Consider the following 24647-nt stretch of genomic DNA (forward strand, 5'->3'; position numbering starts at 1 on the left):
GCCCCGATGCGCGGCACGGGTGACCCCACCGCGCCCGCCCCGGAGGGCACGGCCGGGTGACGGCCGGCCCGCCGACGCGCGGGACGGTCCGGGCCGGCGGTGCGGCGGGGTCTGGAGGTGCGTATGCGGATGGCGGTCCACGAGGGCCGGGGCAGCGTGCGGCAGGGTCCGGACCTGCCCGATCCGGCCCTGCCGGTGCTGCCGGAGCTGACCGCGGCGGTGGCGACCGCGGCGGCCCGGACGGCGGCGGAGCCGACCGGCGGCGGCCCCGAGCTGCTGGACGCCGCCGCCGGCTACTGGGCGCGCCGCGGGCTGCCCGCGGAGCCCCGCCTTCTCGCCGCGGCCCCCGGCGCGCCGCTCCTGCTGCTCGCCGTCTGCGCGGCGCTCGGCGGCGACGTGCTGGTGCCCCGGCCGTGCTCCGCCTGGTGGGCGCCGGGGGCCCGGGCCCTGGACCGCGCGGTGTTCCCGGTGGCCACGCCCGCGGAGTGCGGCGGTGTGCCCGACCCGTACGCGCTGCTGGAGGCGGTGCGCCGGGTGCGCGCCGAGGGAGGGCGCCCCCGGGTGCTCGTGCTGTCCGTCGCCGACGACCCCACGGCCACCGTCCCCCCGCCCGAGGTGCTGCACGAGGCCGTGGAGGCCGCGATGGGGGAGGGCCTGCACATCATCAGCGACGAGACCCTCCGCGACACCCTCCACCAGCCGGCCCGCCCCGACCCCGTGGCCCCCCGGCCCCGGACCACGCAGCGCGTGCCCCTGCACTCGCGCGGTGCCGGCGGCGGGACCGGGACCGGGCAGCCGGCGTCACGCGGGCCCGGCGCCGGCGGCCTGGAGCAGGCCTCGGTGGTGGTGAGCCCCGCGGAGATGGTTCCTGACGGCGTCACCGTGATCGCCGATCTCGCCGGCGCGTTCCTGCCGGCCGGATGGCCCGCCGCGGTCGCGCGGTTCGCGGACACGGACACGGGGCGCGCGCTACGGGCCCGCTCCCTCGACGTGCTCACGGCGGCGGGCGGCCGGATCGCCGCGCCGATCGCCGCCGCCGCCACCCTCGCACTGGCGGAGCCGGAGGAGGTGCGCGCCCGGCTCGCCACCGCGGCCCGGCTGCACGCGCGCGTGGCGGGCGCCGCCCACCGCATGGCCCAGGCCGTCGGCGTGCTGGCGCGCCCACCGCAGGCGGGCCGGCACCTGTACGCGGACCTCGCACCGCTGCGCCCCGCACTGGCGGCACGCGGAGTGCGGGACGCGCAGGAGCTGGAGGACTTCCTCACCGAAAGGCTGGGCGTGCCGGCGCCCGGCGGGCACCGCTTCGGCGACGACCTCGCGGCCCTCAGGGTGCGGCTGTCCACGGGCCCGCTGCTCGGCACCACGCCCGAGCAGCGCGCGGCGGCGCTGGCCGCACCGGATCCGCTGGCGCTGCCCCATGTGGCGGTGGCGCTCGCCGCGTTCGCCTCGGCCTTCGGCGACCTGCGGAACGAGCCGTCCGGCGATCCGGACGACGGGGCCGGCGCGACGGGCGGCCCGCACGGCGCACCGCCCGCGCAGAGGCCGTGAGGCACGGCCGGCCGCCGGCGCACGATCAGGCAGGAACGGCCGGCGGGCGCGCTACCTCCGCCCGCCCAGCACCCGGCGCCACACCGCGGGCGCCGCGCCCACGAGGACGGTGAGGGCGACGGCGAGCACCACGCCCTGCCACGGCTCCGCGAACACCGAACCGCCGAGCAGCCCGATGAGCTGGTAGGTCACCGCCCACGCCAGGCACGCGCTGATGTCGCCGCGGGCGAAGCGGCGCAACGGCATCCTCGCCAGCAGGCAGGCCAGCATCACCGGGACCCGGCCCGCGGGCACCAGCCGCGACAGCACCAGCACCGGCACCTCGTGCTCCGCCAGCCGGTCCTGGGCCTGCGCGAGGCGTTCCTCGGGGGCATGCCGCCGGATCGCCGCGAGCCAGCGTGAGCCGTTGCGGGAGAGCATGCCGCGCCGCCCCAGCCAGTAGAGCCCGACGTCGCCGAGGAACGCCGCCGTGGCCGCCACCACGAACACGGCCACCAGCGAGAAGGGCGCCGTCTGATGGAGCGCCACCACCCCCGCGGAACTCACCAGCGCGCCCGTCGGCACCACCGGCACCAGGGCACCTATCAGCACCAGCAGGAACAGCGACGGATAGCCGACCGCCTGCTGGGTGGACTCCGGCGGTACCGACGCCACGGACAGCATCAACGGGCCATCTCCAGACGGACGGTCTCCCCGTGCACCGGGCGGTGCACGGTCACCTCCGGCGCCCGCAGCGCTGCGAGGCGCTCGAACTCCTCACCGGGGGAGTGGAACTCGTGGGGCCGCACGGCGTCCATGCCGATCGGCCAGTACGTGCCGTAGTGCACCGGGAGTGCGCTGCGCGGCGCAAGGCGCGCGAGGGCCTCGGCCGCGCGCCCCGGGTCCAGATGCCCCGGCCCCAGGTACGGCCCCCAGCCGCCCACCGGCAGCAGCGCGACGTCGATGTCCCCGACCTCCTCGGCCATGGAGTCGAAGAGCCCGGTGTCCCCGGCGAAGTAGGTGCGCGCCTCGCCCACGACCACGTACCCGAGCGCGGGCGAGCGCCGCGGGCCCAGCGGCAGCCGCCGCCCGTCGTGCAGCGCGGGCACCGCACGCACCCGCACCGGGCCGGCGCTCAGCTCGTCACCCGGCACGACCTCCGTGATCCGGGGCCCCGCCAGCCGGCGCAGCGCGGGCAGCGCACGCCGCGCGCCCCGCGGTACCAGGACCCTGGTGTCCGCGGCCAGCCGGGCCAGCGACGGCATGTGCAGGTGGTCGGCGTGCAGATGGGAGACGAGCACCAGGTCGGCGACGGCCGCCGCGGGCGGCGGCGGCGCCCCGCGGCGCCTGCGCAGATGTCCGAGACGGCGGGCGAACAGCGGGTCGGTCAGCACCCGGACGCCCGAGTCGTGCAGCGTGCAGGTGGCATGCCCCCACCAGGTGATCTCCACCGGCACCCCGCCGCCTCCCACTCCGCCCGCGTACGCCCGCGCCTGCCCGTTCCGGCCGGGTGCGCCCCGTCCGTGCGCCTCCCCCGAGCGTACGGGCTTCGATAGGGTCGGCCCGCAGCCCGGGTGAGGGGGCCGCTCGGGCGCATGGGGAGGGAACGTGCCACACGACGACAGCGCGGGCGGCGATTTGGCCGCCGCGGGCACCTCCGGGGGTGGGCCGCGGGCGTTGCGCGTCACGGCCATCGCCAGCCTGACGCCCCTGGAGGAGCTGGACGCCGACCCGTTCCTCGTCGACTCCCGCAGCCAGCACGCGATGTGCGCGCGCTGGGCGGCCGAGCAGGGGTACGTGGTCACCCGCGAGCTCCTCGTGCACGGCGTGCGCGCCGACCACAGCGCGCTGTGGTCCGACGTCGACGCCGGACTCGTCGACCTGTTCGTCGCACCGAGCCGGCGCGTCCTGGAGCGCGCGCTCAGCTCGGTGGACGCCTTCACCGCGGAGTGCACCCGCCGGGGCGTGCGGGTCGAGACCGCGGGCCTCGCCGAGCCGCGCTACAGCCCGCAGATGAAGGCCCGCGTCCACCGCAGGCTCTCCATGCCGACGGCCGGTTACGACGGCCGCTGACCGGGGCCGGGCAGGAACCCGGAGCCCCCGGACGGCGGTCGCGTCCGCGGGGGACGGGTGTCGCCCGGTGGGCTGGCATCCTTCGGGTACCGCCCACGATCCCCCGCCGAGCGGATACCGTGCCGGATGTGACGACGGCAGACGTGCTGGACGAGGTGCCCGAGCTCAGGCGGGCCGTCGACGCGGTGTGCGGGCGGGCGCCGTCCGAGGCCCGCCGCCGCCAGATCAAGGCCCACGCCCGGGAACTCGTCCGCGCCCTCAAGCACCCCGAGCACCCGCTCACCGTGACCGACGCCCTGGCCGAGGTGTTCGCCGCGCCCTCCCTCCAGGTGTACGAACGGCTGGCGCTCGTCGGCGACCTGCGCGACCGGGGCGCCAAGCGGCCCACCAGCGAGGCGACGGCGATGGTGCGCTCGGGAGTCATGGTGCTCCTCCAGCGCCGGCTCGGCCTCGAAGTCCACCACCTGCGGCGGCTGGCCGAACTGCCCCGCAAGGAACCGGTCGACACCGCCCGCGGCGAACGGCTGCGCGCCAGTCTCCAGACTCTGGCCGACCACATCGGGCGGCGTACGAAGTGGACCCTGGACGGCGGGCTCATGACGCGGGGCTACCCCCGGTGGGTCCGGATGCTCGCCCTGGCCGGCATCGTGCTCGACACCGGGGCCCGGGTCGGCGAGCTGTGCGCGATCCGCCTCGACGACCTCTCGCCCGCCCTGGACGAGGTCCGGATCGTACGGCGCCCGCAGAACGGCACACCCGGCGCCCCGCCCGCCGTCGAGATCCACCCGCTGCGCCGGACCACCCGGACCGCGCTGCAACGCTGGCTCCTGGTGCGGCGGCTGCTGATGACCGAGGTGACGGGCGGCGCGGACCGGGTCTGGGTCTCCGTGCGGGGCAACCACGGCGGATCCGTCCCCGACGCGGAACGCCCGCGGTACCGCCCGCCCGGCACCCCGCTGCAACCCCGCGGCGCGGCACGGGCGTACACCGCCGCCGTCACGCACGTGAACGCCCAACTGGCGGGCGAGCCCGACTGGGACCCGCTCCCGGAGCGCATGGAACAGCTCCGCCGGGGCGTGACGTTCCCCGGCTCCCGCACCGCCCCGCCCCCCGACGGCGAACGCGCCGCCGCCCTCCGGCACCGCCTGGAGCAGGCGGGCCGCCGCCTCGCCGCGCTCCCCGCCGTCACCGACGACTCGGCGGACCCCCCTGCTCCGGGCACCGTCACGCGGGCCGTTGCCGCCGCCGTGCCCGGCGCCCGCGACGCCGGCGCCACCGACCGCGCCGCACGCGTCGAGGCACGCCGAGTCCTGCGGGAGGCCTGGCGGCTGGGCGCCGACCACCGTGCGCAGCTCGCCTCCCTCGGCTCCGCGGGCCTGCCCGCCCTGGACACCACACGCGCCGGCTGGCAGCCCGAACTCCTGCGCGCCCTGGACCGCGCGGCACACTTCACCCCGCTCTGAGCGCGTGCTCCGGCGCGCGCCGCTTCCGGGCGCCACGGCCCTGGGCAGAGGGAGTTGTGTTAACAGGCCCCATGCGCCCTCGTCCCCCGGTGCTCGTGCCGTCCGACCCCCGACGCCCGGTACACCGGCGACCAGCGCGCCCCGGCGCTCTCGTTCGCGCTCTGCGCGCCCTCGGGCGCGGGGCGGTCTCTGGTTACGCTGGGTCGGGTCCGTCCGTTTGGGGCGGGCATGCCCTGCTGTGGGGGACGCTGCGGGGGCGGAGAGCGGGCCGTGCGGCGGCGGGATGGGCGAGGGCCGGGGATGAGGGCAGGCGTGATGGGGGTGCGCTGGCGGCGGGTCGGCAGTGCCGTGCTGCGGGTGGTCGTGGTGTGGGCCGTCGCCACCGTCACCATGCTGGTGCTGGCGGGGCTCCTACCGGACTTCCGGTTGCAGTCCCCGCACGGCGACAGCGCGACCCGGATCGCCGTCACCGCGGCCTGCGGCGCCGGCGGCTTCGGACTGCTCTCCGCGCTCGTGTGGCCGTTGCTGGTGCGCCTCCTGCTGCTGGTGCCGGCGCTCGTCCTCGGGCTGCTGGTGTTCTTCCTCAACGGCTCCCTGCTGCTGCTCGCGCTCCGGCTCAACCCGTCGGGGCGGGGCGGGGCCGCGTGGCAGACCGCGGTCGTGGTGGCGGCCGTGATGTCGGCCGTGGCCTCCGCCACCGGTGCGGCGCTCGCGGTCCGCGACGACGAGGCCTACCGCCGCAGGCTCGCCCGGCTCGCGTACCGCCGCCGCAGACGCCGCGGCGACGCCTGCCCGCGCACCCCGGGCACGGTCTTCATCCAGCTCGACGGCGTGGGGTACGACGTCCTCGTGGACGCGGCGCGGCGGGGGCTGATGCCCACCGTGGGCGGCTGGCTGGGCCGGCCGGCGGGCACCGGCGCGTCCGAGGCGGGCGGCGGCGCGCCGAGCCACCGCCTCACGCCCTGGCGGACCGACTGGTCCAGCCAGACAGGTGCGAGCCAGCTCGGCATCCTGCACGGCACCAACCACGACGTGCCCGCCTTCCGCTGGTACGAGAAGGACACCCGCGAGGTGATGGTCTGCAACCGTCCGGCCAGCGCCCACGAGCTCCAGCGGCGCGCCGTCGAGCGCACCGGCGACGCGGGGCTGCTCGGCACGGACGGGGCGAGCCGCGGCAACCTCTTCGACGGCGGTGCCCGGCAGCTCGCGCTGGTGCTGTCGATGGCCGCGCGGCGCGGCCCGCGGAACCGCTCGCGGGCCGGCTACTTCGCCTACTTCAGCGACCCGGCCAACGCGGTGCGCACGGCCCTCTCGTTCGCCGCGGAGGTCGTCCGCGAGATGGCGCAGGCCGGCCGGGCGCGGCTGCGCGGCGAGCGGCCCCGGGTGGGCCGTGCCGGGCTGTACCCGCTGATCAGGGCGTTCGCGACCGTCGTGGAGCGCGACGTGGTGGTCGCCGCCGTCATCGGCGACCTGCTCGCGGGGCGCACGGCGATCTACGCGGACCTGGTCGCGTACGACGAGGTGGCGCACCACTCGGGGCCGCACAGCGAGGACGCCGCGAAGGTGCTCCGGCGGCTCGACCGCTCGCTGGCGCTGCTCGACAGGGTCGCCCGGCACGCGCCGCGCCCGTACCGGATCGTGGTGCTCTCCGACCACGGGCAGAGCCCGGGCGAGACGTTCCTCGGGCGGTACGGGCTCACGCTGGGGGAGCTGGTGCGGGCGGGCTGCGGGCTGCCGGTACCGCGGCGGGCCGCCGGAGCGCTGTGGGGCGCCGGGCGGCGGGGCGGCGCCCGGGGTGGCGCGGAGGCGCGGAACGCCGCGCGTGCGGCCCTGCGCCGACCGGTGGAGGAGGCCGCGGCGCCGCACCCGCACGGTCATCGCTCGGATCCGGTGGTGCTGGCCTCGGGGAACCTGGGTCTGGTGTCGTTCCCGGACGTGCCGCACCGGATGACGCGGCAGGAGATCGACCGGCGCCATCCGGCACTGCTGCCGATGCTGGCGGGGCATCCGGGCGTGGGGTTCGTGCTGGTCGCGGACGAGGTGCACGGCGGGGTGGTGCTGGGCGCGGGCGGGGCGGCCGTGCCGCTGGACGCGCTGGGCTCGCTGGACGAGGGATCGGGTCCGCTCGCCTGCTTCGGCCCGGGCGCCGCGGCGGCGGTGCGCCGCACGCACGCCTTCCCGCACGCCGCGGACATCATGGTCAACTCCGCGTACGACCCGGTGGGCGGTGAGGTGCTCGCCTTCGAGGAGCAGATCGGTTCGCACGGCGGTCTTGGCGGTGCGCAGTCGCGGCCGTTCCTGCTGTCGCCCCTCGCGTTCTCGGCGCCCGTCGCGGACGGTGCCACGCTGGTCGGCGCCGAGCAGGTGCACGGGGTGCTGCGGCGCTGGCTCGCGGAGGCCGCGGGCACGGCGGAGCCGACGGATCCAGGTGCGGGGCGGAGGCTGCCGGTGCAGCGGGACGGCGCGGCACGGATCGGGTGAGGCGCCCGCCGTGGGCGATCGGCTGAGGCACCCGCCATGGGCGGGGGAGTGGTGTCGTCGTGCAGTTCCGGGGGTAGGGGGCCCACTCCGGTCGGTATGTGATCGGATGGGCCCGACGTAAGCTCTGTACCTCTTGGAAAGGGAATCGCCGTGGCAACCACGCGCTCCGCACACACCGTCTGGGAAGGCAGCCTGATCGAGGGCAAGGGTCTGGTGACCTTCGACTCCTCCGACATGGGCGACCAGCCCGTGACCTGGGCGTCCCGTGCCGAGGAGGCGAACGGCAAGACCAGCCCCGAGGAGCTGATCGCGGCGGCTCACTCGAGCTGCTTCTCGATGGCGCTCTCGCACGCGCTGGCCGGTGCCGGCACGCCGCCGGAGCGTCTGGTCACGTCCGCCGACGTGACGTTCCAGCCGGGCACTGGCATCACCGGGATCCACCTGACCGTGGAGGGGCAGGTTCCCGGTATGGACACGGCGGCGTTCGTGGCCGCGGCGGAGGAGGCCAAGGCCAACTGCCCGGTGAGCCAGGCTCTGGCGGGTACCACCATCACCCTCACGGCGAAGCTCGCCTGAGCGGCCTTTGGCCGCGATGTCGGCCTGCGCCCCCTGCCCGGGTCCGCCCGGCAGGGGGTGCCCCCTTTTGCCCGGTGGCGATCTGACGGTGTCGTCGTGGTTTCTTGCGCAGTTCCCCGCGCCCCTTTATCCGGGGGTTCGCCTCTCGGGTCACTCTTCCCGCCGCTGTGGTCGTTCGCGCAGTTCCCCGCGCCTCTTGAAGGCGTGGGGTTCGCCTCTCGTGTCGGTCTTCCCGAAACCCGCACGTCGCCACTCGTCCGAAGGGGCAGACGCTGTCGTCCGTGGCCGCCGGGCGGCCGGGGCGTGGACTTTCCGCCGTCGAAGGGGGTATCCGCACAGGAGCAGGGGGCGCCCCCGCGGGGGCGCAGGGACGACGAGGCCGGCCACCCCGTACACGCGGCGCGCCGCAGGCATTCACTTGACAAGAGGGCACTCAAGTTTTGTGCTGGAGGTGGAAGAGTCCCGGGTCGGTGGAAGGGGACGGACATGGCAAGGGCGGTGGGGATCGACCTCGGTACGACCAATTCGGTGGTCGCGGTACTGGAGGCCGGCGAGCCGACGGTGGTGGCGAACGCGGAGGGTGCGCGGACGACGCCGTCCGTGATCGCCTTCGGCAAGAACGGTGACGTGCTGGTGGGCGAGGTGGCCAAGCGCCAGGCGGTCACCAACGTGGACCGCACGGCACGCTCCGTGAAGCGGCACATGGGCGAGGCGGACTGGCGCTTCCCCGGGCAGGGCGACATCGACGGCTCGCGGTTCACCGCGCAGGAGCTGTCCGCGCGAGTCCTCCAGAAGCTGAAGCGGGACACCGAGTCCTACCTCGGCGAGGACGTCACGGACGCGGTGATCACCGTTCCGGCGTACTTCGACGACGCCCAGCGGCAGGCCACCAAGGAGGCCGGGGAGATCGCCGGGCTGAAGGTCCTGCGGATCATCAACGAGCCGACCGCTGCGGCGCTCGCCTACGGCCTGGACCGCGGCGACGAGCAGACCGTGCTCGTCTTCGACCTCGGCGGCGGCACCTTCGACGTCTCGCTGCTGGAGATCGGCGAGGGCGTCATCGAGGTCAAGGCCACCAACGGCGACACCCACCTCGGCGGCGACGACTGGGACCAGCGGGTCGTGGACCACCTGGTGAAGCAGTTCAAGAACGGGTACGGCGTCGACCTGGCGCAGGACAAGATGGCGCTCCAGCGGCTCCGCGAGGCCGCGGAGAAGGCGAAGATCGAGCTCTCCTCGTCCACCGAGACCTCCATCAACCTCCCCTACATCACGGCGTCCGCCGAGGGCCCGCTGCACCTGGACGAGCGGCTCACGCGCGCGCAGTTCCAGGAGCTCACCGCCGACCTGCTCGACCGCACCAAGAAACCCTTCCACCAGGCCGTTGAGGACGCGGGGATCGAGCTGTCGAAGGTCGACCACGTGATCCTCGTCGGCGGCTCCACCCGGATGCCCGCGGTGACAGAGCTCGTCAAGGAGCTGACAGGCAAGGACCCGCACAAGGGCGTCAACCCCGACGAGGTCGTCGCCGTGGGCGCGATCCTCCAGGCCGGGGTGATCCGCGGTGACGTGAAGGACGTGCTGCTGCTCGACGTCACCCCGCTGTCCCTGGGCATCGAGACCAAGGGCGGCATCATGACGAAGCTCATCGAGCGCAACACCACCATCCCCACCAAGCGCTCGGAGATCTTCACCACGGCCGCCGACAACCAGCCGTCCGTGGGCATCCAGGTCTTCCAGGGCGAGCGGGACATCGCCGCCTACAACAAGAAGCTCGGCGTATTCGACCTCACCGGCCTGCCGCCCGCACCCCGGGGAGTGCCGCAGATCGAGGTCACGTTCGACATCGACGCCAACGGAATCATGCACGTCTACGCCAAGGACCTCGCCACCGGGCGCGAGCAGAAGATGACCGTCACGGGCGGCTCCGCGCTGCCGAAGGACGACATCGACCGCATGGTGCGCGACGCCGAGGAGTACGCGGAGGAGGACCGCAGGCGCCGGGAGAGCGCCGAGACCCGCAACCAGGCGGAGCAGCTCGTCTACCAGACGGAGCGGTTCCTCGCGGACAACCCCGACAAGGTGCCCGCCGACACCCGCAGCGAGGTGGAGTCGGCCATCGCGGACGTCAAGCGGCTGCTGGACGGTGACCCCTCCGACACGAATACCGAGCAGCTGCGCACCAGCGCCGAGCGGCTGGCCGCGGTCAGCCAGAAGATGGGCCAGGCCATGTACGCGGGCGGCTCCGGCGCGGAGGGCGCTGCGGGCGGCGCCGGTACCGGGCAGCCGGGGGACGCCGGTGCGGACGGCCGGGGCGAGCGGGCCGGCGGGGACGCGGAGAACGCCGAGGACGTCGTCGACGCGGAGATCGTGGACGACGAGCGGAACGAGCGCGGCGGGGCCGGGGCCGCATGAGGCCGCCTCCGGTGGGCCGCGGACGCCGCGGCCCACCGGTCGTCGGACTGCGGGGGGGGCGCGTCAGGCCACGCGGGAGCGGAGGTAGCCGGCCGTCTCGGGATCGGCGGGCAGCAGCGTCTCGATGGCCAGTTCGGCGACGGTGACGTCCATGGGGGTGTTGAACGTCGCGATCGTCGACACGAACGACAGCACCCGTCCGTCGTGCGCGAGGCGCATCGGCAGGGCGAAGAGCGCCGGCGCGCCCCCGCCGGCCTCTGCCCCGCCCGGTGTCGCGGTGCTCGCCGCGTCGGGCACCGGGTAGCCGGCCACCTCCTCGTACAGCGTGCGGAGGGCCGCCGAGCGGCCGAGGGCGAGCTGGCGCTCCATCTGGGCCAGCAGGTGGCCGCGCCACTCGGGCAGGTTGCGGATGCGCGGGGCGAGGCCCCGGGGGTGCAGGGTCAGGCGCATGGTGTTCACGGGCGGCCTGAGCAGTTCCTCGTCGACGCCGTCCAGCAGCATGGCGACGCCGCCGTTGGCGGCCAGCACGTCGTAGCCGGCGTCCACGACGAGCGCGGGGTACGGCTCGTAGCCCCGCAGCAGCGTCTCGATGCCCGTCTTGAGGGCGGCCAGCGCGGGCGCCTCCAGAGGCGTCTCGGGGAAGCGGGGCGCGTATCCGGCCGCGAGAAGCAGCGCGTTGCGCTCGCGCACCGGTACGTCCAGGTGCTCGGCGAGCCGCAGGACCAGTTCCTCGCTGGGCCGGGAGCGGCCCGTCTCGACGAAGCTGATGTGCCGTGCCGAGGAACCGGCGCGCAGCGCCAGTTCGAGCTGGCTCACCCGCCGGCGCGCACGCCAGCCGCGCAGCAGCGGCCCGAAGGCCCCCGCGGGCGGGGCGGTCCTGGAGCGGGGGGCCGCGGTGGTCATGCAGTGACGGTAGACGACGCGCGGGGCTGGACGGCGGCCTTCCGGCGGTTGCGTCCGGCAGCGCTGTGACAGGCTGGGAGGACCGTCGTCGAGAGGATACGGCCATGGCCGTGGAAGCACTGGCGCAGGAGGACATCGCGGACCGGCTGCACGAGCTGCCCGGCTGGACGCTGGACGGGGACCGGCTGGCCCGGTCCTACCGGCTCGGCTCGCACTTCGCGGCCACCGCGATGGTGGTGCACATCGCCCAGGTGCAGGAGGAGCTGGGCCACCACTCGGAGCTGACGCTCGGCTACAACACCCTCGGCATGACGGTGAACACGCACAGCGTGGGCGGCGCCGTCACGGAGCTGGACTTCCGGCTCGCCCACCGCGTCGAGGAGCTGGCCGCCGTGCACGGCGCCCACTGAGCGCTGAGCGCCGCTGAGCGCCGCACGGGCGCTGCGCGGCCGCCCCTGGCCGCGTCCCGTCCCAAGGTGCCGCCCGCCTGCCTCAGGCGTCCTGTCTCCTGCCCCGGGGCTCGATCCGCACGAAGCGTCCGCGAGGAACCGCTCGACCGTGCCGTCGTCCATCCGGCCCTCGTGGCGGCCCGGTGGCCCGGGCCGCACCCGGTTTTCCGCCGGCCGCCGGGTTCCGCCGAGGGGGACCCGGCGGCCGGACGGGTGCGGTGTCTCAGCCGCCGTTCACGAACTGCTGGGCGAGCTTGTTGCCGAGGGTGACCGCCGCGCTGTGGTTCTCTATCGGGGAGACCTGGGAGTTCTTGAAGAGGATGTACGTCACGCCGGATTCGGCGCCGCCGGTCTCGGGGTCGGGGTCGATGCCGAGCGCGGACGCCGTGGCGTAGGAGGCCTCGCCGATGATGGCGGTGGGGCCGGTGTCGCCGACGACCGCGTACTCGACCTTGTTGTTGTAGATCACGGCGACCACGCCGCCGCCCTTGATGCCGGCGCTCTGGTAGTTCCAGGTGCCGCTGACGCTGGGCACCACCACGTACGGCAGCGAGGAGGCGGTCAGCGGCTGGTCGTTCGAGGTGTGGAAGGCGGTGTCGTCCTGGAACCACGGGTCTGTGTCGCCGTTGCACTGCGAGGTCACCTTGCCGTCGCAGTCGATGTCCATGTCGGCCTTCCAGAAGACCGCGCCGTTCGCGCCGCAGACGGGGATGGTGGCGCTCGTCTCCTCGTCGGTGCGGTACTTGCCGTTGGAGATCTGGCTGCAGTTCTGCACCTTCGCCAGCAGTGCGGAGGCGCTGACCGAGCCTTCCTTCACGCTCGGGGAGGCGTGGCCCGCGGAGTGCGTGGGAGCGGGGCCGGCGAGCGCCGGGAAGGCGGCGGTGGAGAGCAGCGCGGCGCCCGCCGCGGCGGCGAGCGTCAGAGTCCGAGCACGCATGGTGGGGGGGACCCTTCTGTTAGGAAAGTTTCCTTACGGGTTCGCCCAATCTGGCGTGTTGGGCATGAGCGCGTCAAGACTCGGGACGGGCATTGTCCGTACCAATCTCGGGTGCGGGCGAGCACGGAAAGGGCCGCCGCCGCACCAGGGGTGCAGCGGCGGCCCTTCACCGTCAGGGGCGGCTCCTCGGCGCGGGGCCCGCGGCCCTTTCGCGCCGGAGGGCGGCCGCGATCAGGCTCCGAACGTCGCGGGGTTGCCGCCGATGCGGCGGCCCTCGTTGAGCGCGCTGATGGCGGCCATGTCCTCGGTGTCCAGCTCGAAGCTGAAGACGTCGATGTTCTCCCTGATCCGGGAGGGCGTCACCGACTTCGGGATGACGATGTTGCCGACCTGGACGTGCCAGCGGAGCACGACCTGCGCCGGGGTCCTGCCGTGCTTCTGGCCTATCGTGGCGAGCGCGGGCAGGTCGAGCAGGCCCTTGCCCTGGCCCAGCGGTGACCAGGCCTCCGTGGAGATGCCCTGCTCGGCGTGGAACTCACGGGACTCTTGCTGCTGGAACTGCGGGTGCAGCTCGATCTGGTTCACCACGGGGATCACCGAGGTCTCGTCGAGCAACCGCTGGAGATGCTCCGGCAGGAAGTTGGAGACGCCGATCGACTTCGCCCTGCCCTCCGCGTGCAGCTTCTCGAAGGCCTTGTACGTGTCGACGTACTTGTCCCGCGACGGCAGCGGCCAGTGGATCAGGTACAGGTCGACGTAGTCGAGCCCGAGCCTCTCCAGCGAGGCGTCGAAAGCGCGCAGCGTGGAGTCGTACCCGTGATCGGGGTTGGCCAGCTTCGTGGTGACGAAGAGCTCCTCGCGCGGCACGCCGGACTCGGCGATGGCCCGCCCGGTGCCCCTTTCGTTGCCGTAGGCGGCGGCGGTGTCGATGCTGCGGTACCCGGCCTCCAGGGCCGTGGCCACGGCCTTGACGGCCTCGTCGTCGGGCACCTGCCAGACGCCGAAGCCGAGCTGGGGCATCTCGACGCCGTTGTTCAGGATGATCGGGGGAACCTTGCTCACGGACTCTCGATCCTTCGTCGGGTTCGGTTGGACTCCCCTCCTCAACGGCCACACCGCGGCCCCCATTCCTTCAGGCCCGCGCACCTGCGCCGGGGGAGGGGTCCTGGCGCCCGGCGGGGTGCCGCGGGCAGGGCACCCTCACGGCGTCCGGCCCGCGTGCCGGGCCGGACACCGCGATCGGCTCGTGTCAGCCCGGGTACAGCGCTTCGACCTCGGCCGAGTACGCCTGCTCGATGGCCTTGCGCTTCAGCTTCAGGGACGGCGTGAGCAGGCCGTGCTCCTCGGTGAACTGGTGGGCCAGGATCCGGAAGGTGCGGATCGACTCCGCCTGGGACACCAGCGTGTTCGCCGCGACCACGGCGCGCCGGACCTCGGTCTCCAGATCCGGGTCGCGCACCAGCTCCGCCGGGGAGGGGAGCGCCTTGCCCCGCATGCTGAGCCAGTGCTCCACGGCCTCGGTGTCCAGGGTCACCAGGGCGGCGATGTACGGGCGGTCGTTGCCGACCACGATGCACTGCGCGACCAGCGGGTGCTCCCGCACGCGCTCCTCCAGAGAGGAGGGCTGCACGCTCTTGCCGCCGGAGGTGACCAGGATCTCCTTCTTGCGGCCGGTGATGGTGAGGTAGCCGTCCTCGTCGAGCGCGCCCAGGTCGCCGGTGGCCAGCCAGCCCTCGTGCAGCGTCTGGTCGGTCGACTTGGGGTCGTTCAGGTAGCCCTGGAAGACGTGCCGGCCGCGCAGCCACACCTCGCCGTCGTCGGCGATGTGCACCGTGGTGCCCGGGATCGGCTTGCCCACCGTGCCGAAACGGGTCTGCACCGGCGGGTTGGCGGTGGCCGCCGCGCTGCACTCGCTGAGGCCGTAGCCCTCGTAGATGCTGACGCCCGCGCCGGCGAAGAACAGCCCGAGGCGCCGGTCCATGCCCGAGCCGCCGGACATCGCGTGCCGCACCCGGCCGCCCAGCGCGTCCCGCATCTTCGCGTAGACCAGCTTGTCGAAGACCTGGTGCTGCATCCGCAGCGCCGCGCTCGGACCGGGCCCCGTCCGAAAGGCCCTGGCCTCCACCGCGTCCGCGTACCGCACCGCGACCTCGACCGCCTTGTCGAACGGGCCGGCCTTGCCGTCGCGCTCCGCCTTGCGGCGGGCCGCGTTGAAGACCTTCTCGAAGATGTACGGAACGGCCAGGATGAACGTCGGCCGGAACGTCTGGAGGTCGGGCAGCAGGGCCGCCGCGCTCATGTTCGGCTGGTGGGCGAGCTTGATCCCGGTGCGCATCGTCGCCAGCTCCACCATGCGACCGAAGACGTGCGAGAGCGGCAGGAACAGCAGGGTGGCCGCCTCGTCGCTCCCGTTCCGCTTGTTGTGGAACACCGGCTGCCAGTGGTTGCCCATCACGTCCGCCTGGAACATCAGGTTTCCGTGGGTGATCACGCAGCCCTTGGGCCGGCCGGTGGTGCCCGAGGTGTAGATGACGGTCGCGATCGTGTCGGGTGTGACCGCCTGACGGTGGCGGTGCACCACGTCGTCGTCCAGGTGCGCCCCCGACTCGTACAGCTCCTGCACGGCGCCGGCGTTCAGCTGCCACAGCCGGCGCAGCTGCGGCAGCCGGTCTATCACGGAGCCGATCGTCATCGCGTGGTCCTCGTGCTCGACCATCGCCGCGGACACCTGCGCGTCGTGCAGCATCCAGCAGGCCTGCTCGGCCGACGACGTCGGGTAGATGGGCACCACCTGGGCGCCGATCGTCCAGAAGGCGAAGTCGAAGAGCGTCCACTCGTAGCGGGTGCGGCACATGATCGCCACGCGGTCGCCGAACCGGACGCCCTGGGCCAGCAGGCCCTTGGCGAGGGCCAGCACCTCGTCGCGGAATTCCGCGGCCGTCACGTTCGTCCAGTTGCCGGCGTCATCCTTGCGGCCCAGGGCGACACGCTGAGGGTCGCTCTGGGCATGCTCGAAGATGACATCGGCCAGGCCGCCCTTGGGCGGGGACGACAGAATGTCCAGGGGAGGGGAGGTGATCTCGCGCAATGGTGCTCCTTGTGGCGCTCCGCACAGCGCGGGTGACGGTACCCCAACGCGGCCCTGTGCGGGAGGGGTGTCCTTCCCCCCGGACCCGCGGTGTATGCACAGGTCAGCCCGGTCAAATACGATCACAAGGGTAAGGCCGGGGCAGAAATACTTACGACACCGTAGGTTTCGGGCCCCTAATCTCCACTGAATCTGTACCGGCTTGTCACGGCCGGGCCATGCAGGTTCAAGATCGTTGGCCGGCCGGGTGGCCAGGCGCGGAGCGCGTGCGGGGCGGGCGCGGGGCGGGTACGGGGTGCGGCGGCCAGCCGTGGCCGCCTGCGCCGGAGAATCGGCACACCCGGCCCCTGCCGCGGGCACAGCCTCCTTATCGCACTCTCCTGTGCAACCGGTCCCCACCCGACAGGATCGCCGCCGCCAGCGCGTCCGCCGCGCCCTGGGCGGAGCCGGGCCTGCGGCCGTGCAGCAGGACGAAGTCGACCTCCCCGAGGTCCGGCAGGCCCGCACGGTCAGGGACCAGGGCGAGGCCGGGCGGGACCAGCCCGCGGGAGTGTGCCATCACGCCCAGTCCGGCGCGGGCCGCGGCGATGAGCCCGTTCAGGCTGCCGCTCGTGCACGCGATCCGCCACGGCCGGCCCTCCCGCTCCAGCGCCTCGAGCGCCCGGGCCCGGGTGATGCCGGGGGGCGGGTAGACGATGAGGGGTACCGGGCGGTCCGGGTCGAGGCGCAGCCGCTCGGCGCCGATCCACACCAGCCGGTCGTGCCAGACGGTCTCCCCGCGCGGTCCGTGCGGGCGCCGCTTGGCCAGCACCAGGTCCAGCTTGCCCGCCGCCAGCTGCTCGTGCAGCGTGCCCGAGAGTTCCACCGTCAGCTCCAGGTCGACATCGGGGTGGTCGTGCCGGAACGCCTCGAGGATGTCCGTGAGCCGGGTGAGCACGAAGTCCTCCGACGCCCCGAAGCGCAGCCGGCCGCGCAGCCGGGTGCCCGTGAAGAACGCCGCCGCCTGGTCGTGCACCTCCAGGATGCGGCGGGCGAAGCCGAGCATCGCCTCGCCGTCCTCGGTCAGTTCCACCGCGTGCGTGTCCCTGAGGAAGAGCTGCCGTCCGGCGGCCGCCTCCAGGCGCCGCACGTGCTGGCTGACGGTGGACTGCCGCAACCCCAGCCGCCGGGCGGCGCGGGTGAAGCTGAGGGTCTGGGCCACGGCCAGGAAGGTACGAAGCTGCGAGGGGTCGTACACGGGACGACCTTAGAGCGTCCGCCCCGGTCAGGGTGATCGGGGTCCGCTCGGCAGGCTGCTGCCGTGACGGGGGCCACCCCTCCCGGCCGGAGGCGACCCGCGGGGCACCCGCAGGGACGGATATCATGTTCAGCGATCGCAGTCAGTTCTGTATGCCGGATTCCCGATCACCATGATCTGGAGGACGATGGCGAGGGCACTTCCGCGCCGGAACGGCGGGGGCAGTGCCCTGTACGAGCGGCCGGGAACACCACACGGCCGTGCACCACCTTTCGAGTACGAGGAGCGCATGCCCAAGCGCCTGACCTGGCCCTCCTGGATGCCGGTCGACCCCTACATCCTGCTGTTGCTCGCCACCGTCGGCCTCGCCGCGCTGTTGCCGGCCCGCGGCGCCGCGGCGGACGGCGCCTCCTTCGCCTCCACGGCCGCGGTGGGACTGCTGTTCTTCCTCTACGGAGCGCGCCTGTCCACCCGGGAGGCGCTGCGCGGCCTGGCCCACTGGCGGCTCCATGTCACCGTGCTGGCCTGCACGTTCGTGCTCTTCCCGGTGCTCGGCCTGGCCGCCCGCGGGCTGGTGCCGTACGTCCTCACCCCGGCCCTGTACAGCGGTTTCCTCTTCCTGACGCTGGTTCCGTCCACGATCCAGTCATCGATCGCCTTCACCTCGATCGCCCGCGGAAACGTCCCTGCGGCGATCTGCGCCGGCTCCTTCTCCTCGCTGGCCGGCATCGTCGTCACCCCGGTGCTCGCCGCCATGCTGCTGCACGGCGGCGGCTCCGCAGGGTTCTCCGGATCGGCGCTGGTGCAGATCGTGGTGCAGCTCCTGGTGCCGTTCGTGGCGGGTCAGCTGCTGCGCCGCTGGACCGGCGGGTTCATAGCGCGGCACAAGCGCCTCCTCGGCCTGGTGGACCGCGGCTCCATCCTGCTCGTCGTCTACTCGGCGTTCAGCGAGGGCATGGTGCGCGGCATCTGGCACCAGGTCACCGTCGTGCGGCTGCTGGCGCTGCTGGGCGTGGAGGCGGTGCTGCTCGCCGTGATGCTGGCCGCCACCTGGTACGGCAGCCGGCGGCTCGGCTTCGACCGGGCCGACCGGATCGCGATCCAGTTCGCCGGCTCGAAGAAGTCCCTGGCGTCCGGCCTGCCGATGGCCAGCGTGCTGTTCGGCGCCCAGGCCTCGCTGGCGGTGCTGCCGCTGATGCTCTTCCACCAGATGCAGCTCATGGTCTGCGCCGTCATCGCCCGGCGGCGTGCCCAGGACACCCAGGACACGGGGCTCCCCGTTTCCGGCCGCCCGGCGGACGCGGCGCGGGACGCCGGCGAACCGGTGCCCGAACGCCAGGTGTCCCGGGGCTCGGCTTCGAGCCCCGGGACACCGGACGGGCGGCGCAGCGTCAGTGCCGGCCGCTGACGCGGTCCATGGGAAGCGACAGCACCAGGTTGTGGTCCCACGGTCCGTGGGCGCCCCTCGCCGGCTGGTTGCCGTCGAGCGACGTCATCTGGGTGTCGGTGAGGCCCTTCGACCACACCCGCACGTCGTCGATCGCGCCGGTGTAGAAGGCCCTGCTGTCCATCCGCTGGCCGATGTGCACGCCGAACGGTGAGTTGCGGCTCACCGAGCCCGGCACGTCGGGCCCGCTGGAGACGGTGAGGTCCACCGCCATGGTCAGCTTCCCGCCGCTGCGGCGCAGCGCCAGGTGGTGCCAGTGCCCGTCGTTGTACGCGCCGGTGACGCGGACGGACGCCGACGCCGGCGGGTGCGCGCCGTCACGGGTCGTCATGAGCCCCGTGATCCGGTTCGAGGCGGGCTCCGCACGCAGCCACACCTGCGGCTGGGTATCCCCTATGCCGCCCATCCACAGCAGCGGCTGCTCCCCGGTGGTGGCGGTGTAGCGGAACCACAGGGACGCCGTGAAGTCCCCGGTGCCGAGGCGCAGGTTCTCACGGAACGGCAGCCGTACGGCGTCGTCCTTGCCGTCGAAGGACATCGCGCCGCCGAGCACCCCGTCCGTCGTCCGCGCGCCGCCCAGCACGTTCGCGGGCGGCTCGCCGGGCGCGTTGTCCGCGGTGATCGGGTAGGCACCCTGGCGCGGGGCCAGCCAGTCCTGCGTGAAGCGGGCGAACCGGATCTCGTCCCGGGCGTCCACCGCGCCGCCCTCGTAGAGCAGGCCGACGGTGCCGTCCCGCGCCTGGACGAGGTCGGAGTAGCCGGACCAGTCGGTGGTGACGACGGTGCCGCGGTCCACACCGTCCCAGGTGCGGCCGCCGTCCCAGGACGAGCGGACCATCATCGTCCTGCGCCGGTCGGGGTCGGCCGGTGCCGACATCAGCATGTGGTCATGGCCCAGGTTCAGGATCGAGCCCTGCACCATCGGGGTGTACAGGTCGGGCAGGGCGTGGAAGGGCGCCTCGAAGCTGCTGCCGCCGTCCTTGCTGACCGCCTGCGTGCGGTGGCCGAGGTCCATGCCGTCCTGCTCGCGGCCGTTGACGTAGACCTGGCCGTCGCTCCGCTCGGCGACCGTCATTTCCGACGGTTTCTGGCGGAACGTTCCATCTTGTGCTATCGGCCACGAGTCGTGAGCGCCGATCTTCCAGTGGTCCCCGCCGTCGTCGCTGACGATGAGCGCGGCGTTGTTGGCGGCGACCCGGGTGCCGTCCCAGGTCTCGGTGTTGACGGCGAAGACCAGGCGCCCGCGGTGGTCGCCGTGGGTGAGCTGGATGCCGTGCACCGGACCCGTCGCGTACCAGGAGTTCCACGTGGGCGGCAGGATCTCGTCGCTGAGGTCGCGCGGCTGCGACCAGGTGACACCGTCGTCGTCGCTGTACTGCATGTGCGGGGTGCGGTCGCAGGGGACGTCGCAGCTCTTGCCGTCCGTGCGGCCGGGGTTGTACGTCTCCGCCAGCAGGATGCGGCCGGTCTCGCGGTCCACGATCGGCGCGGGGTTGCCGTGGGTGTCGCCCCCGCCGTGGTTGACCACGGTCAGCGGGCTCCAGGTACGGCCGTCGTCGCTGGAGCGCTTGACGACGATGTCTATGTCGCCCGCGTCGCCGCAGTCGTGCACCCGGCCCTCGGCGAAGGCAAGGAGCGTGCCTGCGGCGGTGCGGACGATGGCGGGGATCCGGAAGCACGCGTAGCCCGGATCCTGGGAAGCCTTGAAGAGAACCTGCTGTGAGAAGCCCGCGGTGGGCGTGTCGGCCTCGGCCCTGCCGGTGGCCGGGGGAGCGGCCAGCGCGAAGGCCGCGGCGAGCGCAAGCGCGAGAAGTGCGAGCGTTCTTACGGGGCGGGCGGCTCCGCGGGCCCGTGAGGCCCGGGGTGCGCCCTTGCCGCCCTTGGCTCTGGAGCGGGCGCGAAGGTGTGACGGCATGGCGAGACCTGCCCTTCATGGCGTCTGGACATCTGGACATCCCACGTCCGACGTTCAATGTCTCAAACGCTACGTGCGTCTGCGCGCGGCCGACAAGAAGCGTGCGGCGTCGAAGTGCGCCGTACAGCACCCGTGTTGGCGCGGGAGGCGCCTGGTGACGCCGCCACAGGGATGCCGCCGCCCAGGTGATGGCTGCCCGCCAACCGGTACCTAAAAGCGCGTCGGATCCGGCGGGGCGCACACCGCCGACAGCACGGGGGCCACCGCGCCGAAATTGCTCACCCTTCCAACGGCCGTTCGGGGGCCCCGGCGTCCTTCCGTACCGGATTCACCGGTCCCACGGGACCCACCGGACTCCCCGGCCTCACCGGACTCAGCGCCTCACCGGACCTCGCCGCTGGGCGGAACGGCCCGGCGGGCCCAGGGGCGCTCCCCGCGGTGAGCGGGACCCGGCCGGCGCAGGGGGCGCTCCCCGCCGGCCGGGATCCCGCCGTCGTGTCCGCGGGAAGGGGGGTCAGCCCTGGGCGGCCGCGGCCTGCAGGGCGATCCGGTGCTCGCCCGCGTACACGTTCATGGACGACCCGCGCAGGAAGCCGACCAGCGTCAGGCCCGCCTCCTCGGCCAGGTCGACGGCGAGTGACGACGGCGCGGAGACCGCCGCCAGGACCGGGATGCCCGCCATCACGGCCTTCTGCGCGAGTTCGAAGGAGGCTCGCCCGGAGACGAGCAGGACCGTGCGCGCCAGCGGGAGCCGGCCGCTCGTCAGGGCCCGGCCCACCAGCTTGTCGACGGCGTTGTGCCGCCCGACGTCCTCGCGGACGTCGAGCAGCTCGCCCTCGGGCGTGAACAGCGCCGCGGCGTGCAGCCCCCCGGTCCGGTCGAAGACGCGCTGGGCGGCACGGAGCCGGTCGGGCAGGTCCGCCAGCAGGTCCGGTTCGAGCACGACCGGCGGCGCGCCGCCGGCCGTGTCGTCGATGGGGAAGCGGGCGGTCGTGCGCACCGCGTCGAGACTGGCCTTCCCGCACAGGCCGCACGACGAGGTGGTGTAGACGTTGCGCTCCAGGGTGATGTCGGGGAGCTGCACACCGGGGGTGGTCACCACGTCTACGACGTTGTAGGTGTTGCTGCCGTCGACGGTCGCCCCGGCGCAGTAGACGATGTTCATCAGGTCGTCCGCCGAGGCCAGCACCCCCTCGCTCACCAGGAAGCCCGCCGCGAGCGCGAAGTCGTCGCCCGGGGTGCGCATGGTGATGGCCAGGGGTTTGCCGTTCAGCCGGATCTCCAGTGGCTCCTCGGCGACGAGGGTGTCCGGGCGCCTTGCGATCTGCCCGTCCCGGACGCGGATGACGCGGCGTCGTTCGGTGACTCGTCCCATGGTGTGCTCATTCCCGGTTCTGTACGTGCTGGTAGCCGAAGCGGCCCTTGATGCAGAGGTTGCCGTGGGTCACGGGGTTGTCGTGCGGAGAGGTGACCTTCACGATCTCATTGTCCTGCACATGAAGCGTGAGGTTGCACCCCACACCGCAGTAGGCGCACACCGTGGTCGTCTCGGACTGCTTCGACTCGTCCCAGGTGCCCGCCGCGCGCATGTCGAACTCGCTCTTGAAGCTGAGCGCGCCGGTCGGGCAGACCTCGATGCAGTTGCCGCAGTACACGCACGCCGAGTCGGTGAGCGGCGCGTCGTGCTCCACCGCGATCCGGGCGTCGAAGCCGCGGCCGGCGACGGAGATGGCGAAGGTGTTCTGCCACTGGTCGCCGCAGGCGTCCACGCACTTGTAGCACAGGATGCACTTGTCGTAGTCCCGGACGTAGAGGTCGTTGTCGACCTTGGGCTCCTCGTTCAGGCGCGCCGCCTGAGGCCCGAAGCGGTCCGGTTTCGCGTCGTACTCCTTGAGCCATTCGGCCGCCCTGGGGGTGGTCGAGAGGTCGACGGAGGACGCCAGCAGCTCCAGGACGATCTTCCTGCTGTGCCGGGCCCGCTCGGTGTCCGTGTGCACCGTCATCCCGGCCTCGGCCCGCCGCGAGCAGGCCGGCACGAGGGTGCGGGAGCCCTCCACCTCGACCATGCACACCCGGCAGGCGTTCTTCGGGGTGAGCGTGTCGCCCTGGCAGAGGGTCGGGATGTCCTTGCCCTGGGCCCGGCAGGCGTCCAGGATCGTGGACCCCTCCGGCACCCGCACCGGCTCGTCGTCGATGGTGAACTCAAGCAGCCGGCGCGGCGGGGCGAGCGGCACCGCCGTGCTGTGGCGGGCGGCCGGTGCGCCGCCCCGTACGGGGCTCTCTGCGGTGGTCATGCGTACGCTCCCAGACGGTCGATGGCTGACTCGACGGCGTTCCACGCGGTCTGCCCGAGACCGCAGATGGAGGCGTCCCGCATGGCGCGGCCCACCTCGCGAAGCAGGGCGATGTCGTCCTCGGCCTCGGCCCCGGCGCGTTCCAGGAGGCGGGTCAGGGCCTCCTCCTGGCGGACCGTGCCGACCCGGCACGGCACGCACTGGCCGCACGACTCGTCCCGGAAGAACTCCGCGATCCTCAGCAGGATGCGCGGCAGGGGCACCGTGTCGTCCAGCGCGAGCACCACTCCCGAGCCCAGGGTGGTGCCGGCCTCGCGGGTGCCCTCGAAGGTCAGCGGGATGTCCAGCTCGTCGGCCCGCACGAAGCCGCCCGCCGCGCCGCCCAGCAGCACCGCGCGCAGCTTCTCGGGCGGCCCGGCCAGCTCCAGCAGCTCGCCGAGCGTCGCCCCGAACGGCAGCTCGTAGATGCCGGGGCGCGCCACGGAGCCCGAGACGCAGAACAGCTTGGGCCCGGTCGACTTCTGAGTGCCGATCGCCGCGTACGCCTGGGCGCCCATGGTCAGGATGGGCAGGACGTTGACCAGCGTCTCGACGTTGTTCTCCGCCGTCGGCTTGCCGAACAGGCCCTTCTCGACGGGGAACGGGGGCTTGGAGCGCGGCTCGCCGCGGAAGCCCTCGATCGAGTTGAACAGCGCCGTCTCCTCGCCGCAGATGTAGGCGCCGGCGCCGCGCCGTATCTCGATGTCGAAGGCGTAGCCCTGCCCCATCACGTCGTCGCCCAGCAGGCCCCGGGAGCGCGCCTGCGCGATGGCGTGCTCCAGGCGGGCCAGCGCGCGCGGGTACTCGCCGCGCAGGTACAGGTAGCCGTGGTGCGCGCCGACCGCGTAGCCGGCGATGGTCATGGACTCGATCAGGGAGTACGGGTCTCCCTCCATGATCACCCGGTCCTTGAAGGTGCCGGGCTCGGACTCGTCCGCGTTGCAGACCACGTAGTGCGGGTGGTCCGGCTGGGAGGCCGTCGCCTGCCACTTGCGGCCGGTGGGGAAGGCGGCGCCGCCCCTGCCGACCAGGCCGGCGTCGGTCACCTCGCGGATCACCTGGGCGGGCCCGATGTCGAAGGCCCGGCGCAGCGCCGTGTAGCCGCCCTCGGCCCGGTAGTCGTCGAGCGAGGCAGGGTCCACCACGCCGACCCTGGACAGCAGCACGAGCGAGGGGTCGCCGGCCTGCGGCACGGCGAGCGAGGCCGGGGGCTCCTCGTCCGCCGAGTCGGGGGAGGTGGCGGCGAGCACGGCGGACTCCACGGTCGCGGGTGCGGCGACCGCCGTGCGCACCGGGTCCCCGGCGCGCACGGCGAGCGCCGCCGGCGCCCGCTCGCACAGCCCGAGGCAGGGGCTCCGCTCGATGTGCACGCCGCTGCCGGCACCGAGCCGCTGCTCGATCCCGGCGCACACCTCGGCGGCGCCGTGTGCGGCGCACGCCAGGTCGGTGCAGACGTGCAGCACGGTCGCGGGGCGCGGCCGCACCGAGAACATCGCGTAGAACGTGGCCACGCCGTACGCCTCCGCCGGCGGCACCGTCAGCCGCCGGCAGAGGTAGTCCAGCGCGCCGTCGCTGATCCACCCGACGCGGTCGTTGATGGCGTGCAGCCCCGGCAACAGCAGATCGCGCCGGTCCCGTGCCGGGCGCCCCCCGCGTGCCCAGCGCAGATCGTCCGCCGAGCGGTCCACCCACTCGCCGGCGGGCGCCTCCCAGGCCGACTCGGGCGGGCCGAGCAGCGCGTCGACCGCGGCCCGCTCCTCGTCGGTCGGCTTGCTGTCACCGAAGTGCAGATCCATGACCCTG

Annotated in this window: 19 protein-coding genes; 8 read left to right on the forward strand and 11 right to left on the reverse strand. The window is 73.6% G+C overall.

Annotated elements, in window-relative coordinates:
- Positions 1–123: 123 nt before the first annotated feature.
- Positions 124–1548 carry an aminotransferase class I/II-fold pyridoxal phosphate-dependent enzyme gene (locus Sm713_RS34015; protein WP_212913788.1) on the forward strand — a complete coding sequence of 475 codons (1425 nt, stop codon included), beginning with the start codon at positions 124–126 and terminating at the stop codon, positions 1546–1548.
- Between the two features lie 51 nt (positions 1549–1599).
- Here the strand turns inward: Sm713_RS34015 and Sm713_RS34020 are convergent, their stop codons facing one another.
- On the reverse strand, positions 1600–2211 hold the full coding sequence (locus Sm713_RS34020) for a DedA family protein (protein ID WP_212913789.1): 612 nt from the start codon (positions 2209–2211) through the stop codon (positions 1600–1602).
- Positions 2211–2984 carry an MBL fold metallo-hydrolase gene (locus Sm713_RS34025; protein WP_212913790.1) on the reverse strand — a complete coding sequence of 258 codons (774 nt, stop codon included), beginning with the start codon at positions 2982–2984 and terminating at the stop codon, positions 2211–2213. Before Sm713_RS34025 ends, Sm713_RS34020 begins: the two co-directional genes overlap by 1 nt.
- Positions 2985–3165: 181 nt before the next feature.
- Between Sm713_RS34025 and Sm713_RS34030 the strand changes: the two genes are divergently transcribed.
- The 5 genes from Sm713_RS34030 to dnaK all read left to right on the forward strand — a co-directional run bounded on the left by Sm713_RS34030 (position 3166) and on the right by dnaK (position 10535).
- Positions 3166–3600 (forward strand): hypothetical protein, encoded by a 435-nt coding sequence (locus Sm713_RS34030; RefSeq protein WP_374196139.1) that lies wholly within the window; start codon positions 3166–3168, stop codon positions 3598–3600.
- Between the two features lie 128 nt (positions 3601–3728).
- A complete protein-coding gene (locus Sm713_RS34035; RefSeq protein ID WP_212913791.1) occupies positions 3729–5063 on the forward strand; it encodes a hypothetical protein in 1335 nt (444 codons plus the stop codon).
- A gap of 300 nt (positions 5064–5363) precedes the next feature.
- The gene (locus Sm713_RS34040; RefSeq protein ID WP_212913792.1) at positions 5364–7544 is read left to right on the forward strand and encodes a phage holin family protein; all 2181 of its coding nucleotides are present in this window, start codon (positions 5364–5366) and stop codon (positions 7542–7544) included.
- Positions 7545–7694: 150 nt separating this feature from the next.
- On the forward strand, positions 7695–8120 hold the full coding sequence (locus tag Sm713_RS34045) for an OsmC family peroxiredoxin (protein WP_212913793.1): 426 nt from the start codon (positions 7695–7697) through the stop codon (positions 8118–8120).
- 486 nt (positions 8121–8606) lie between these two features.
- Positions 8607–10535: a molecular chaperone DnaK gene (gene dnaK / locus Sm713_RS34050; protein WP_212913794.1), complete on the forward strand. Its 1929-nt coding sequence runs from the start codon at positions 8607–8609 to the stop codon at positions 10533–10535.
- A 63-nt stretch (positions 10536–10598) separates the two neighbouring features.
- On the opposite strand, the gene Sm713_RS34055 is transcribed toward dnaK, so the two are convergent.
- Positions 10599–11438, reverse strand: a complete 840-nt coding sequence (locus Sm713_RS34055) for a helix-turn-helix domain-containing protein (RefSeq protein ID WP_212913795.1) — start codon at positions 11436–11438, stop codon at positions 10599–10601.
- Positions 11439–11542: 104 nt separating this feature from the next.
- Between Sm713_RS34055 and Sm713_RS34060 the strand changes: the two genes are divergently transcribed.
- Entirely contained in the window at positions 11543–11848 is a 306-nt protein-coding gene (locus tag Sm713_RS34060; protein ID WP_212913796.1) for a 4a-hydroxytetrahydrobiopterin dehydratase, read from the forward strand.
- Positions 11849–12110: 262 nt separating this feature from the next.
- Here Sm713_RS34060 and Sm713_RS34065 read toward each other — a convergent pair whose 3' ends face one another.
- The 4 genes from Sm713_RS34065 to Sm713_RS34080 all read right to left on the reverse strand — a co-directional run bounded on the left by Sm713_RS34065 (position 12111) and on the right by Sm713_RS34080 (position 17149).
- Complete coding sequence (locus Sm713_RS34065) at positions 12111–12824, reverse strand: glycoside hydrolase family 75 protein (protein ID WP_212913797.1); 714 nt, start codon at positions 12822–12824, stop codon at positions 12111–12113.
- Positions 12825–13055: 231 nt separating this feature from the next.
- The gene (locus Sm713_RS34070) at positions 13056–13844 is read right to left on the reverse strand and encodes an aldo/keto reductase (RefSeq protein ID WP_249417102.1); all 789 of its coding nucleotides are present in this window, start codon (positions 13842–13844) and stop codon (positions 13056–13058) included.
- Between the two features lie 229 nt (positions 13845–14073).
- A complete protein-coding gene (locus Sm713_RS34075) occupies positions 14074–15912 on the reverse strand; it encodes a long-chain fatty acid--CoA ligase (RefSeq protein WP_212913799.1) in 1839 nt (612 codons plus the stop codon).
- Between the two features lie 367 nt (positions 15913–16279).
- Entirely contained in the window at positions 16280–17149 is an 870-nt protein-coding gene (locus tag Sm713_RS34080) for a LysR substrate-binding domain-containing protein (protein ID WP_212913800.1), read from the reverse strand.
- A gap of 289 nt (positions 17150–17438) precedes the next feature.
- On the opposite strand from Sm713_RS34080, the gene Sm713_RS34085 reads away from it, so the two are divergent.
- Complete coding sequence (locus tag Sm713_RS34085) at positions 17439–18557, forward strand: bile acid:sodium symporter family protein (protein ID WP_249416877.1); 1119 nt, start codon at positions 17439–17441, stop codon at positions 18555–18557.
- Here Sm713_RS34085 and Sm713_RS34090 read toward each other — a convergent pair.
- The 4 genes from Sm713_RS34090 to Sm713_RS34105 form a co-directional block, all read right to left on the reverse strand.
- Positions 18541–20511, reverse strand: coding sequence for an exo-alpha-sialidase (locus Sm713_RS34090; protein ID WP_212913801.1), 1971 nt, complete (start codon positions 20509–20511; stop codon positions 18541–18543). The genes Sm713_RS34085 and Sm713_RS34090 overlap by 17 nt on opposite strands.
- Before the next feature lie 514 nt (positions 20512–21025).
- Positions 21026–21886, reverse strand: a complete 861-nt coding sequence (gene fdhD / locus Sm713_RS34095; protein WP_212913802.1) for a formate dehydrogenase accessory sulfurtransferase FdhD — start codon at positions 21884–21886, stop codon at positions 21026–21028.
- 7 nt (positions 21887–21893) lie between these two features.
- Positions 21894–22805, reverse strand: a complete 912-nt coding sequence (locus tag Sm713_RS34100) for a 2Fe-2S iron-sulfur cluster-binding protein (protein WP_249416878.1) — start codon at positions 22803–22805, stop codon at positions 21894–21896.
- The gene (locus Sm713_RS34105) at positions 22802–24640 is read right to left on the reverse strand and encodes an NAD(P)H-dependent oxidoreductase subunit E (RefSeq protein WP_212913803.1); all 1839 of its coding nucleotides are present in this window, start codon (positions 24638–24640) and stop codon (positions 22802–22804) included. The genes Sm713_RS34100 and Sm713_RS34105 overlap by 4 nt, the downstream gene beginning before the upstream one ends.
- Positions 24641–24647 lie beyond the last annotated feature (7 nt).

This window comes from Streptomyces sp. TS71-3, assembly GCF_018327685.1.
GTDB lineage: Bacteria > Actinomycetota > Actinomycetes > Streptomycetales > Streptomycetaceae > Streptomyces.